Consider the following 13431-nt stretch of genomic DNA (forward strand, 5'->3'; position numbering starts at 1 on the left):
CGAACAGCAACAACAACGAGCCACCGTGATGATCGACTTCTATCTCAACGGGCAGCGCCAGCAGTGCCGCGACGTGCCGCCCGACACCAGCGTTCTCGAACTGTTGCGCGTGCATCTGGGGCGCACCGGCACCAAGGAAGGCTGCGCCTCGGGAGATTGCGGCGCCTGTACCGTGGCGATCGGCACTCCCGACCACAGCGGCGAACTCGCCTACCACACGGCCAATGCCTGCATCATGCCTGCCCACCAGATCGACGGCTGCCACCTGGTCACCGTCGAGGGACTCGCCCGCGGCGATGCGCTGCATCCCGTCCAGGCGTCGATGGTCGACTGTCACGGCAGCCAGTGCGGCTTCTGCACGCCGGGCATCGTGATGTCGCTGTTCACGCTGCACGAATCGCAGCGTCGCGCCCCCGCCCCGCTGACGCCGCAGCGCCTCGAGGCGGCCCTCGGCGGCAACCTGTGCCGCTGCACCGGCTACCGGCCGATCCGTGATGCGGCGCTGTGCATGAGCGACTACCCGGATACCCATCCGACCTGGGCCGACGACCCGCAGCTGCCGGCCGACGTCGCCGCCCTGGCCCACGACGCCACCCGGAAGAACTCGGCACCGAACGAGGCGACAGGTTTCTTCGCCCGCCCCGCGACCTCGCCGAACTGCGCGACCTGCGTCGGCGCCTGCCCAAGGCGCGCCTGGTCGCCGGCGCCACCGATCTGTGGCTGGAAAGCACCCAGCAGCTCAAGTCGCTCGACGCGCTGATCGACGTCACCCGGGTCGCCGAACTCCAGCGCATCGACGAGACCGGCGATGGCTGGTGGATCGGCGCCGGCGTCACCTATCGGCGCATCGAGCCGCTGCTCGAGGACGCCTATCCGGCCTTCTCGCACCTGATGCACCGCTTCGCCTCGCAGCAGATCCGCAACCGCGCCACCCTGGGCGGCAACGTCGCCAACGCCTCGCCGATCGGCGACACCCCACCGGTGCTGCTCGCCCTCGACGCGACCCTGCGCCTCGACGGCCCCGATGGCGAACGCGATCTGCCCATCGGGGAGTTCTTCCTCGACTACAAGAAGACGGCGCTGAAGGACGGCGAGTTCCTCAGCGCGATCTTCGTGCCCAGACCGGCCAAAGGCCGCCAGCTCAAGGTGTGGAAGATCTCCAAGCGCCGCGAGGACGACATCTCCGCGGTGCTCGCCGCCTTCGCCTGGCGCCTGGAAGACGGCGTGATGCGCGACGTGCATCTGGCCTTCGGTGGCATGGCCGGCATTCCCAGGCGCGCCGGCGCCACCGAAGCCGTGCTCGAAGACCAGGTACCCAGTCAGGCGATCTTCGCGACGGCCAGGGCCACCCTGCGCGGCGAATTCGATCCGCTCGACGATGTCCGCGGCTCCCGCGAGTATCGCCTGGTCACGGCGGTCAACCTGCTGGAGCGCCTGCGCCTGACCCTCGATACTGACAACAACAACCCGGCCATGGAGGTGTGTCTCGATGCGTACGCTCACTAAGCTTTCCCGAACGGCGCCCGACACCGCCCCCGCCTCGGGCCAGCCGGCCCAGATCGACGCCGCGTCGGCCCGCGCTCGCGAGACGCAGCAGGGCCGCAACAAGGGCGACGGTCCCCTGGCTCGTGAAACCGGGGCCGCCGGCGCGGGCACGGCCCAGGCCCACGAGAGCGCCATCAAGCACGTCACCGGGCGCGCCGCCTACATCGACGACATCCCGGCGCCCGCCGACGCCCTGCACGTGGCGCTGGGCTTCTCGCCGGTGGCCCACGGTCGCCTGACCCGGCTCGATCTCGAGGCGGTCAAGCGTGCCCCCGGCGTGGTCGACGTCGTCACCGTCGTCGACGTGCCGGGGCACACGGATATCGGCCCGGTATTCCCCGGCGACCCACTGTTCGTCGACGACGAGATCAGCTACCTCGGCCAGACGCTCTTCGCGGTCGCCGCCACCAGCTACAAGGCGGCGCGCCTGGCAGTCAGGGAAGTCGTCGTCGAGATCGACGAACAGCCGGCGAGCCTCGACCCGGTCGCCAGTGCCGAGCACGGCGACGTGGTTCGCCCCACCCACGTTCAGGAGCGCGGCGACTGGCAGGCGGCCCTGGCGGGCGCCGCGTTCACGCTCGAGGGTGAACAGTTCGTCGGTGGGCAGGAGCACTTCTACCTGGAAGGCCAGGCGTGCCTGGTCACCCCCACCGAGGACGAGGGCGTCGTCGTCTACACCTCCAACCAGCATCCCAGCGAGACCCAGAAGCTGGTCGCCGAGGTGCTCGACATCCCCTTCCATGCGGTGACCGTGGAGACCCGGCGCATGGGTGGCGGTTTCGGCGGCAAGGAGACCCAGGCCTCGCCCTGGGCGTGCATCGCCGCACTCGTCGCACGCCGTACGGGACGCGCCGCCCGGCTGCGCCTGCCGCGTGCCGAGGACATGCGCGCCACCGGCAAGCGCCATCCGTTCCACAACCGCTACCGGCTGGGCTTCGACGCCCGGGGCGTGCTCGCCGGTGGCGACATCACCGTGATCGGCGACTGCGGCTATTCGCCGGACCTCTCCGAGGCGGTGGTCGACCGCGCCATGTTCCACGCCGACAATGCCTATTCGCTGGGCGAGGCCCGGGTCACCGGCCATCGCGCCCGCACCCACACCGCCTCCAATACCGCCTTTCGCGGGTTCGGCGGTCCGCAGGGCATGATGATCATAGAGCAGGCAATGGACGATATCGCCCGCCACGTCGGCGAGGACCCGCTGACGGTGCGCAAGCGCAACCTCTACCGCGCCGAGCGCGACGTGACTCATTATGGCCAGACCGTCGACCAGCACCCGCTGATGAGCGAGCTCATCGAGCGCCTCGAGACGAGCAGCGACTATTGGCAGCGCCGCGAGGCGATCACCGCGTTCAACGCCACGAGCCCAATCATAAAAAAAGGTCTGGCACTGACGCCGGTGAAGTTCGGCATCTCGTTCACCGCCAAGCACCTCAACCAGGCCGGCGCGCTGCTGCACGTCTATACCGACGGCAGCGTGATAATCAACCACGGCGGCACCGAGATGGGCCAGGGCCTGCACACCAAGGTCTGTCAGGTGGTGGCCCGCGAGCTGGGCCTCGATACCCGGCGCGTGCGCATCACCGCCACGCGCACCGACAAGGTGCCCAACACCTCGCCCACCGCGGCTTCGAGCGGCGCCGACCTCAACGGCATGGCGGCCCGCGACGCCGCCGGCCAGCTGCGCGAGCGGCTGTTCGACTTCGCCGCCGAGCACTACCAGATAGACCGCGAAGGCATGCGCCTGGAAGGCGGCGAGCTCGTCGCCTTCAACCGCCGCATCCCCTGGGGCGAGCTCGTGCAGGCCGCCTACCTGGGCCGCGTGTCGCTGTCGGCCAAGGGCTTCTACTCGACGCCGCTGATCCACTACGACCGCGAGACCGGCAAGGGTCGCCCCTTCTACTACTACGCCCACGGCGCGGCGGTTTCCGAGGTCGAGGTCGACACCCTCTCCGGCGAGTATCGCCTCACCCGGGTCGACATCCTTCACGACGTCGGCGACTCGCTGAACCCGGCCATCGACATCGGCCAGGTGGAAGGCGGCTTCATCCAGGGAATGGGCTGGCTGACCAGCGAGGAACTCAAGTGGAACGCCAAGGGCCGGCTGATCTCCGACGGACCGGCGACCTACAAGATTCCCGCCTTCGGCGACCAGCCGCCGGTGTTCAACGTCGAGCTGCTCGAGGGTCACCCCAACTCGCAGGCCAGCATCTACCGCTCCAAGGCGGTGGGCGAGCCGCCCTTCATGCTCGGCATGTCGGTGTGGTCGGCGCTGCGCGACGCCCTGGCCAGCCTGGCGGACTATCGCGTCTGCCCGCGACTGGACACCCCGGCCACGCCCGAGCGCGTGCTGATGGCCGCCGAGGCCCTGCGCCGCGGCGGCGCGTCGACCACCGCGCAGGAGACGCAGCATGATCTGGCATGAGGCGCTGCATCGCCTGCAGGACGCCGCCGAACCCCACGTGCTGGCCAGCCTGGTGGGCACGGCGGGCTCCACCCCGCGCGAGCCGGGGGCCAAGATGGTGATCACCGCCGATGCCGTCCACGATACCCTGGGCGGCGGCAGCTTCGAGTTTCAGGTGATCGACGCCGCCCGGCGGACGCTGGCCGACGGCCGGCCGAGCACCCGGCTGGAAGCCTTTCCGCTGGGCGCGCGCTCCGGCCAGTGCTGCGGCGGCTATGTGCATGTCCTGCTGGAGGTCTTTCCCGGCGCGGCGATGACCGTGGCGCTGTTCGGCGCCGGTCATGTGGGCCAGGAGCTGGTCAGGCTGATGGCGCCGCTGCCCTGGCGCGTACTGTGGCACGACAGCCGCCGCTCCGCGTTTCCCGACTGGGCGGCCGATCGCCCCCGCCTCGCATGCCACACGGCACCCCGGGCCGAGGCGGCCGTCGCTGCCCTGCCCGCCGGCTGTCATGCCCTGGTGATGACCCATGACCACGCCGAGGATCGCGCACTGGTCGACGCCCTGCTCACGCGTGGTGATTGCGCCTCGATCGGCCTGATCGGCTCGGCCAGCAAGTGGGCCAGCTTCCGGCGCCGGCTGAGCGATGCCGGGCACACCGCCGACGCCCTGGTGCGCGTGCGCTGCCCGATCGGCGTGCCGGGCGCCCACGGCAAGCTGCCCTACGAGATCGCCGTGGCCGTGGTCGCCGAACTGCTCACCCTCAAGCCCCGCGAGGCGCGTCGCGACGAGCGTGGCGTTGACCCCGGGACGCTGCGTGCCGCCTTTGCGCCGCCGCCGTCGGCGCAACCGACACCTGCAACCGCTTCTGGAGACCCCACATGACCGATTCCCGCCTGCTGCGCGGCACGCTGGTCGGCTTTCTCAATGACCCCGGCGAGGGCGATACCCCGGAACCGGGCAGCGTCCTGCACATCGAGGACGGCGCGCTGTGGCTGGTGGACGGTCGCATCCACGCCGTCGGCGAGTACACCACGCTCGCCCCGCACCTGCCGGCGGGTCTCGAGATGGTCGACTACCGTGGCAAGCTGATCCTGCCGGGGTTCATCGATACCCATGTGCATTACGTGCAGCTCGACATCATGGCCTCCTACGGCCGTCAGCTGCTCGACTGGCTCAACGAGTACACCTTCCCCGAGGAGTGCCGCTTCGCCGAGCGCGCCCACGCCGAGACCGTCGCCGAGGCCTTCCTCGACGAGACGCTACGCGTCGGTACCACCACCGCACAGGTGTTCTGCACTTCGCATCCCGTGTCGGTGGATACTTTCTTCACCGCCGCCCGGAAGCGCGGGCTGCGGATGCTCGCCGGCAAGGTGCTGATGGATCGCAACGCGCCCGAGGCGCTGACCGACACCGCCACGGGCGGCATCGCCGACAGCGAGCGGCTGATCGCCGACTGGCACGGTCGCGACCGGCTCGGCTATACCCTGACGCCACGCTTCGCGCCCACCTCGAGCCGCGAGCAGCTCGATGCCGTCGGCGGCGTACTGCGCAACGCACCGGACCTGCACCTGCAGAGTCACCTCTCGGAAAATCGCGGCGAGATCGACTGGGTGGCCGAGCTATTTCCCGAGGCCCGCGACTATCTGGCGGTCTACGAGCGCTACGGCCTGGTGGGGCCGCGCAGCACCTTCGCCCACGGCATTCATCTGTCGGACGGCGAGCGCAAGCGGCTCGCCCAGGCCGGCGCCAACATCGCCTTCTGCCCGACCTCCAATTTGTACCTGGGCAGCGGCCTTTTCGATCGTCGGGCATGCCGCGAGGCGGGTCTCAACATCTCGCTGGCCAGTGACGTGGGCGGCGGCACCGACCTGTCCGGCTTCGGCACCCTCAAGGCGGCCTATCAGGTGGGCCAGCTGCTTGGCCAGCCGCTTACCGCCTGGCAGGGCTTCTACCGCCTGACCCTGGGCAACGCCCGTGCCCTGCACCTGGATGCACACATCGGCAGCCTCCGCGAAGGCGGCGAGGCCGACCTGGTGGTGCTCGATCCACGCGCCACACCACTGCTGGCACGCCGCACGGCGCACGCCCGGCGCCTCGACGAGCTGCTCTTCGCGCTGATGATTCTCGGTGACGATCGCACCGTTCAGGCCACCTGGGCCAACGGCCGCTGCGTGCACCAGCGCGACGCCGTACCGACGCACCGGGTGTCGCACGCCCCCGGCCAGCCGGCCTGACCCTCTTCGCTCGACTTGCGCTGTTGGGCGGTTCGCTCCTCCGGACGCCGCCCCTTTTTCGTGTTCCCCCGGTTTGCTGATTGCGCTACTACCCAGGTTCGGACGCGTTCATGCCGCGTCGATGCGCGCCAGCAGCATCTCGCGCCGCGCCGGCGTCATGAACGCCGCCTCCACCGCATTGCGGGCCAGTCGCCGGAAGGTTTCCCGATCCCAACCGAACGCCTGCCGACAGGCCAGGAAGTTCTCCAGCATGCCGCCGCCGAAATAGGCCGGATCGTCGGAATTGAGCGTCAGGTTCAGGCCGGCGTCGAGCATTGCCGGTAACGGATGCGCCTCCAGGGTGTCGACCACCTTCAGACGCAGGTTGGACAACGGGCAGACCGTCAGCGGTACTCGCGATTCGCGCAGTCGCTCGACCAGCGCCGGATCCTCGAGCGAGCGTACACCATGATCGATCCGGCAGACATCGAGCACATCGAGGGCCTGACGGACGTAATCCGCGGGCCCCTCCTCGCCGGCATGGGCGACCCGGGGCAGACCCAGGTCACGCGCCCGAGCGAACACCGCAGCGAACTTCTCCGGCGGATTGCCCCGCTCGGCGCTGTCCAGCCCGACCGCATCGACCACAGCCAGGTAGTCGCCGGCCTGATCGAGTACCGCCATCGCCTCCTCGGCCGGCCGGTCACGCAGAAAGCTCAGGATCAACGCCGTCGACAGCCCCAGTTCGCGTTCGGCCTGACGCATCGCCCGCTGCAGTCCCTCGAACGGCACCGCCAGGGCCACGCCGCGTGCCAGATGTGCCTGAGGGTCGAACATCAGCTCGACGTGGACCACGCCTTCCGCGTGGGCCCGGCGGAAGTAAGCCATCGCCAGGTCCCGGAAATCATCGGCGGTACGCAGTACCGCCATGCCCTGGTAGTAAAGATCGAGGAAGGACTGCAGGTCGCTGAAATCATAGGCCCGGCGCACCGCCTCGATCGAATCGTAGGGCAGCGTGATGCCGTTGCGCCCGGCCAGTTCGAACATCAGCTCCGGCTCCAGGGTCCCCTCGATATGCAGGTGCAGTTCCGCCTTGGGCAGGGTTTTCAGCCAGTCACGCATCATGGGCCTCCGCAGTCGATGGAACCTCCATCTTGCCTGACCTGACCAATTGGGCAAAGTCGCTACCGTAGATGCCCCTCGCTCAGCGTCAACGCTCGTGTCACGCCCGGCAGCCGTGAGGCGTCGTGAGCCAGATAAAGCACGCTGCACTCGGCCAGCCAGGTATCCAGGCGCGACGCCACCCGAGCTGCCGTGGCGTCATCAAGTCCCGTGAAGGGTTCGTCGAGAATCACCACGTCCGCCGGACGCAGCAGCACCCGGGCCAACGCCAGCCGCCGCGCCTGACCGCCGGAGACGCGCCGACCCGACTCGCCGACCCGGGTTTCCAGCCCCTCGGGCAGCGAACGCGCCCATTCGGCCAGATCCACCGCCTCGAGCACCCGCCACAGGGCGGCCTCGTCGGCCTCGGGGTCGGCCAGGCGCAGGTTGTCGGCCACCGAGGCCTGAAACAGCTCGCTGTGCTGGGTCAGGCAGGCGATGCGATCGCGCAGATCGTCAAGCGAGACCTGGCGCAGATCGGTGCCGTCGACGGTGACACGCCCGGTGCTCGGATCGATCTGGCGAGTCAGCAGCTGGCCGATCGATGACTTCCCGGCCCCCGACGCGCCGAGCAGCGCCAGCCGTTCACCGGGGTGCAGCGTCAGCGAGAGGTCGTCGAGCGCCGCGGTCAGGGCATCGGGGTAGCGCAGCGTGACGCCCTCGAGTGCCAGCGCCGGCATCGCCTCGCTCAACCGCCGCGCCTCCCGTGGCGGACGAATCCGCCCCGAGGTAGCGACCAGTGCATTGAGCCGGCGGGCCGCGGCGCGGGTACCGCCCAGGCGGGTAAAGGCCCCCGGCAGTGCACCGAACACCTCGCCGAGCGCCAGCACCGCCAGCGGCAACATGACCAGGGTCGCGGCACCGATATGCCCGGCGGCGTGGGCCCGGGCGCCCAGCCACAGCGCCAGTACCGCCGCCGCGCTCACGCCGCAGCCGACCAGCGCCTGGGCCACCCCCTGACGCGCCGCCAGCCGGCGCTGATCGGCATACAGCCGCCGGGATAGTGCCGCCAGCTCTTGGCGCCGTGGCGCCAGGGTGCCGTAGCCGCGCAGCTCCGCCAGCCCCTGCAGCAGCTCGATCATCCGGCTGCGCAGCCGGTCGCGGGTCACCACCTCGCGCTGCCCGGGCGCCATCCCCCAGGCGGGCTGACCGATCACCAGCCAGCCCCACAGCGCCATCAGCACCAGGCCGGCTCCCCAAGCCACCGGGGGCGCCATGAGCCCCAGCAGCCCCACCACCGCCAGCATCGCCAACAGGGCGACCACCGGCGGCGCCAGCAGGCGCAGGTACAGGCCGTCAAGGGTATCGATATCGGCGGTCAGGCGGTTGAGCCACTCCGCAGCCCGCAGCCGCGACAACGCCTGGCCGTCCAGCCGCACCAGCACGGCGAACAGATCGGCCCGCAGGTCCGCCAGCACCCGCAGCACCGTGTCGTGGTTGTAGAGACGCTCGGTGTAGCGCGCCACGGTGCGGGTCACGGCGAAGGCACGAATGCCGCCGCCCGGCACGTAGACCTCGAGCGTCGCCGCTACGCCCGCCGCGATCAGGGCACCGGTGACCGCGGTCGCGGTGATGAACCAGCCGGAGAGTGCCAGCAGACCGATCCCCGCGGCCGCCGTCAGCAGCATCAGCGCCCCGCCCAGCCACAGGCGGCGACGGCGACGCCCCAGCCGGCCGAGCCAGGGGCGGAAGTCCGCGACCAGCGAATCGCGGCCTGAAGTGGATACCTTCCAACGCTCAGACATCCGCGGCCTCCCGGCTTGCATCCATCGAGGTCAGCTCGAGCACCCAATCGGCGGCCGCGCACAGGGCGGGTTGATGGGTGGCGATCACCACCGTCGCCCCGCGCCGCATCAGCCGTTGCAGCGCCTCGATCACCGCCGCCTCGGTGTCCGCATCGAGCCCCGCGGTGGGCTCGTCGAGCAGCAGCAGCAGCGCCTCGGCGAGGAACACCCGCGCCAGCGCCAGGCGCTGCGCCTGGCCGCCGGACAGTCCGACTCCGCGCTCGCCCAGCGGTGTGTCCAGCCCCGCCGGCAGCCCGGCCACCAGTCCATCGAGGCGCACCTCGCGCAACGCCTGCCACAGCGCCGCCTCGTCGGCCATCGGCGCGGCGAGGCGCAGGTTGTCGGCCAGGCTGCCCTGCACCAGCCAGGGGCGCTGGTCCATCCACGCAGCCGGCCCACGCGGCGTGATCGTCGCCTCGCCGCCCTCCGGCGCCAGGAAGCCGCCCAGCAGTTGCAGCAGCGACGACTTGCCGCTGCCGGACGGCCCCACCAGTGCCACGCACTCGCCCGGCGCCACGCTCAGGTCAAAAGGGCCCAGGCAGGCGTCGCGCCCGCGATGGCGCAGCGTCACGCCCCTCAGCGTTATACGCGGTGCCTCCCGGGAGCCCGTCGCCGTCTGGAACGGTGCCTCCCGGGAGCCCGTCGCCGTCTGGAACGGTGCCTCTGCCGGCTCCTTGAGCAGCGCGACGAGCCCGTCGGCCGCGCCCAGTGCCGCGGCCCGGTCGTGGTAATGCTGGGAGAGCGTGCGCAGCGGCTGGAAGAACTCCGGCGCCAGCAGCAGGATCAGCAGGCCACTGAACAGCGTCAGCGAATCGGCGGGCCCGAAGGCGATGTAACCCAGCAGGCCGAAGCCGATATAGATTGCCACCACGGCGATCGCCACCGAGGCAAAGAACTCCAGCACCGCCGAGGACAGGAAGGCCAGGCGCAACGTGCGCAGGCTGCGACGCCGATAGTCGTCGGCGGCGATATACACTTCCCGGGTGCTTTCTTGGGCGCGGTTGAACAGCTGCAGAGTGGCGATGCCGCGCACCCGGTCGAGGAAGTGACCGGCCAGCCGGGTCACCGACTCGAACTGCTCGCGATTGAGGCGTTCGGCGCCCATGCCCACCAGCGCCATGAACAGCGGAATCAGCGGCGCCGAGGCCAGCAGCAGCAGCGCCGCCAGCCAGTCGAGCCAGGCCACCACGGCCAGGATCACCAGCGGCAGCGCCATCACCAGCCCCAGCTGCGGCAGGAAGCGGGCGAAATAGCCGTCCAGCGCCTCGACCTGCTCGACCCACTGCTGGCCCAGCCCCGCCGTGTGGCGATCGCCGAGCCCGACCGGCCCCAGCGCCACCAGGTGATCGAGCAGCTGCTCTCGCACCCGTTCACGCACGCGGCGGCCGGCCTCGAAGCCCGCCCGCTCCTGCGCCCACTGGGCGACGGCCCTCAGCGCCAGCACGCCCAGCAGCAGGCCGAAGGCAGGGCTCAGCTCGGCGGGGTCGCGCGACCGGGTCACCAGCTGGTCCACCAGCCAGGCCAGCAGTCCCATCTGCGCCACGGTGCACAGCCCCGCCAGCAGCCCGGCGGCGCCGGTCAGCCACAGCCAGCCACGCACCCGGCCGGCCAGCTCGGCCAGCCAGGCACGCGGTGTCGTGTTCTCGGCCAGCATGTCAGTTCAGTGATACCCCTCGCCGGGGCGCACCTTGCCGCGGAAGACCCAGTAGGCCCAGCCGGTGTAGCCGAGAATGATGGGGATGACGAACAGCATCCCGACCAGCAGGAACAGCTGGGAGCCGGGCGCCGAGGCGGCATCCCACAACGTGTAGTCGGGCGGGATCACGTAGGGCCAGCGGCTGACCAGCAGCCCCAGGTAGGTGAAGACGAACATGCCCATGGTCGCCAGAAACGGCAGCTTCTCGCCCCCGCGGGCGGCACCGCGCCAGACCAGCAGCGCACAGCCCAGCGCCAGTACCGGCAGGATCCAGATCACTTCCAGGTGGCCGAACCAGCGCGCCCAGACATTGGGATCGATGAACGGCGTCCACAGGCTCACCACGACGAAGACGGCCAGCACCGCCAGCAGCAGCGGGCGTACCAGTCCGCGCGCCCATTGCTGGATATGACCCTCGGTCTTCATGGCGATCCAGGCGGCGCCCAGCAGCGCGTAGCCGGCCATCATGCCCAGCCCGGTCAGCACCGAAAACGGCGTCAGCCAGTCGAGCGCGCCGCCGGTGAACACCCGGTCCGCGGTCTCGAAGCCCTGGATGTAGGTCCCCACCACGGCGCCCTGGGCGAAGCTGGCCACCGCAGAGCCGCCGGCGAAGGCCACGTTCCACCAGCGCCGCGAGCGCCGCGCCTTGAAGCGAAACTCGAAGGCGATGCCGCGGAAGATCAGCCCGGCCAGCATCAGGAACACCCCGATGTAGAGCGCCGGCAGCAGGATCGAGTAGACCAGCGGGAAGGCGCCCAGCAGCCCCGCGCCACCCAGCACCAGCCAGGTCTCGTTGCCGTCCCAGATCGGCGCCACGGAGTTCATCATCACGTCGCGCGACTCCTCATCCGGCGCGAAGGGAAACAGGATCCCCACGCCCAGGTCGAAGCCGTCCATCAGCACGTACATGATGACACTGAAGGCGATGATCACCGCCCAGATCAGAGACAAGTCGATAGTCGCCATGGGTCAGCTCCTGGTGGTGTAGCCGTCGCGGAAGTCGTCGTCATAGGGCACGTGGGACGCGGACAGCGGGCGCATGGCCCGCTCAACGTCCTCGACCTCGCCCTCCTCGGTCATGCCCTGGCGAATCACCCGGGTGAGGTAGTAGACGCCGGCATAGAACACCACGGCGTAGACGGCCACATAGCCGATCAGCGTGAACAGCGCCATGCCGCCGGTCAGCGACGGCGTGACCGCCTCAGCCTGGGTCATCATGCCGTAGACCAGCCAGGGGGCACGCCCCGTCTCGGTGACGAACCAGCCCGCCAGCACCGCGATGAACGGCGCCACGCTCATCAGGCGCAGGCCCTGCAGGAAGGGCCGGCTGGTGTACAGGCGCCCGCCGCGACGCAGCAACAGACCGGCCACGGCGAAGGCGATCATCAGCAGCCCCAGCCCGACCATGACGCGGAACGAGAAGAAGGTGATCCAGACCGGTGGCTGCTCGTCGGCCGGCGCCTCACGCAGCCCGGGGACCTCGCCGTTCCATTCGTGGGTGAGGATCAGGCTCGCCAGATGCGGAATACCGATCTCGAAGTCGTTGCTCTGGGTGCTCTTGTCGGGCAGCGCGAACAGCAGCAGCGGCACGCCGGACTCGCGCTCCCAGTTGGCTTCCATGGCCGCCACCTTGGTGGGCTGATGCTCCAGGGTGTTGAGCCCGTGCATGTCGCCCACCACGGCCTGCACCGGCGCGGCGATCAGCAGCAGCCACAGCGACATCGACAGCGCCTTGCGGTTGGCCTCGACATCGTGACCGCGCAGCAGGTACCAGGCACTTACCCCGGCCACCACGAAACCGCCGGTCAGGAAGGAGGCGATGACCATGTGGGCCAGGCGATACGGGAACGACGGGTTGAAGATCGCCTCCAGCCACGAGGTGACATGGAAGACGCCGTCCCGGTACTCGACGCCGGCCGGGGTCTGCATCCAGCTGTTGGTGGCCAGGATCCAGAACGCCGAGATCAGCGTGCCGATCGCCACCATGATCGCCGCGAACAGGTGGACCTTGGGCGACACCCGATGACGACCGAACAGCAGCACGCCGAGGAAACCGGCCTCGAGGAAGAACGCGGTGATCACCTCGTAGCTGAGCATCGGTCCCAGGAAGTTCGACGTGGCCTGGGCGAAGTTGCTCCAGTTGGTACCGAACTGAAACGACATGACGATGCCCGAGACCACCCCCATGCCGAAGACCACCGCGAACACCTTGGTCCAGAACTCGGCGAGGCGCTCCCAGGCAGGATTGCCGGTCTTGACGAACAGCCCGTAGAGCAGGGCCAGATAGGAGGCCAACCCGATGGTGAAGACCGGGAAGATGGCGTGGAAGGACACCACGAATGCGAATTGCAATCGCGACAGCAGGATCGGATCTAGTTCCATGACGATACCTCGATGAAGTCAGGGCCTGGATCATCGTCGCTGCGAAGCTGGTTGTCTCTCGGGCCGCTTGGCCGTCGCGCAGGCATTCACGATTCACCATTGCCTGTCAGCGTAGACGCTCCCGTCCCGCGAGCCAGGCAAGCTCGACCATCATCATACGCCCGCCGTGGCATGCCCTTAAGGCATGGAATGGGGCGCGTTGCCGCACCCGGATGGGGCATGTTGCCGCATGAGGCTCCCGGCCG

At 69.6% G+C, this 13431-nt stretch carries 8 protein-coding genes and 1 pseudogene; 4 read left to right on the forward strand and 5 right to left on the reverse strand.

The window, feature by feature from the left end:
• Nucleotides 1-28 precede the first annotated feature (28 nt).
• The 4 genes and pseudogenes from xdhA (at nucleotide 29) to guaD (ending at nucleotide 6184) form a co-directional block, all read left to right on the forward strand.
• A pseudogene (gene xdhA / locus G7A98_RS06910) lies at nucleotides 29-1506 on the forward strand (xanthine dehydrogenase small subunit).
• A complete protein-coding gene (gene xdhB, locus G7A98_RS06915; RefSeq protein ID WP_163648811.1) occupies nucleotides 1490-3970 on the forward strand; it encodes a xanthine dehydrogenase molybdopterin binding subunit in 2481 nt (826 codons plus the stop codon). Before xdhA ends, xdhB begins: the two are co-directional and overlap by 17 nt.
• The gene (gene xdhC / locus G7A98_RS06920; protein WP_163648813.1) at nucleotides 3957-4832 is read left to right on the forward strand and encodes a xanthine dehydrogenase accessory protein XdhC; all 876 of its coding nucleotides are present in this window, start codon (nucleotides 3957-3959) and stop codon (nucleotides 4830-4832) included. Before xdhB ends, xdhC begins: the two co-directional genes overlap by 14 nt.
• Nucleotides 4829-6184: a guanine deaminase gene (gene guaD / locus G7A98_RS06925; protein ID WP_163648814.1), complete on the forward strand. Its 1356-nt coding sequence runs from the start codon at nucleotides 4829-4831 to the stop codon at nucleotides 6182-6184. Before xdhC ends, guaD begins: the two co-directional genes overlap by 4 nt.
• Before the next feature lie 108 nt (nucleotides 6185-6292).
• On the opposite strand, the gene G7A98_RS06930 is transcribed toward guaD, so the two are convergent.
• The 5 genes from G7A98_RS06930 to G7A98_RS06950 all read right to left on the reverse strand — a co-directional run bounded on the left by G7A98_RS06930 (nucleotide 6293) and on the right by G7A98_RS06950 (nucleotide 13186).
• Complete coding sequence (locus G7A98_RS06930) at nucleotides 6293-7285, reverse strand: adenosine deaminase (RefSeq protein WP_163648887.1); 993 nt, start codon at nucleotides 7283-7285, stop codon at nucleotides 6293-6295.
• A 62-nt stretch (nucleotides 7286-7347) separates the two neighbouring features.
• A complete protein-coding gene (gene cydC / locus G7A98_RS06935) occupies nucleotides 7348-9069 on the reverse strand; it encodes a thiol reductant ABC exporter subunit CydC (RefSeq protein WP_163648816.1) in 1722 nt (573 codons plus the stop codon).
• A complete protein-coding gene (gene cydD, locus G7A98_RS06940) occupies nucleotides 9062-10762 on the reverse strand; it encodes a thiol reductant ABC exporter subunit CydD (RefSeq protein ID WP_163648818.1) in 1701 nt (566 codons plus the stop codon). Before cydD ends, cydC begins: the two co-directional genes overlap by 8 nt.
• A gap of 6 nt (nucleotides 10763-10768) precedes the next feature.
• A complete protein-coding gene (cydB, locus tag G7A98_RS06945; protein ID WP_163648820.1) occupies nucleotides 10769-11770 on the reverse strand; it encodes a cytochrome d ubiquinol oxidase subunit II in 1002 nt (333 codons plus the stop codon).
• 3 nt (nucleotides 11771-11773) lie between these two features.
• Nucleotides 11774-13186 carry a cytochrome ubiquinol oxidase subunit I gene (locus G7A98_RS06950; protein ID WP_163648822.1) on the reverse strand — a complete coding sequence of 471 codons (1413 nt, stop codon included), beginning with the start codon at nucleotides 13184-13186 and terminating at the stop codon, nucleotides 11774-11776.
• Nucleotides 13187-13431 lie beyond the last annotated feature (245 nt).

This window comes from Modicisalibacter sp. 'Wilcox' (genome assembly GCF_010993675.1).
Taxonomy (GTDB): domain Bacteria; phylum Pseudomonadota; class Gammaproteobacteria; order Pseudomonadales; family Halomonadaceae; genus Modicisalibacter; species Modicisalibacter tunisiensis.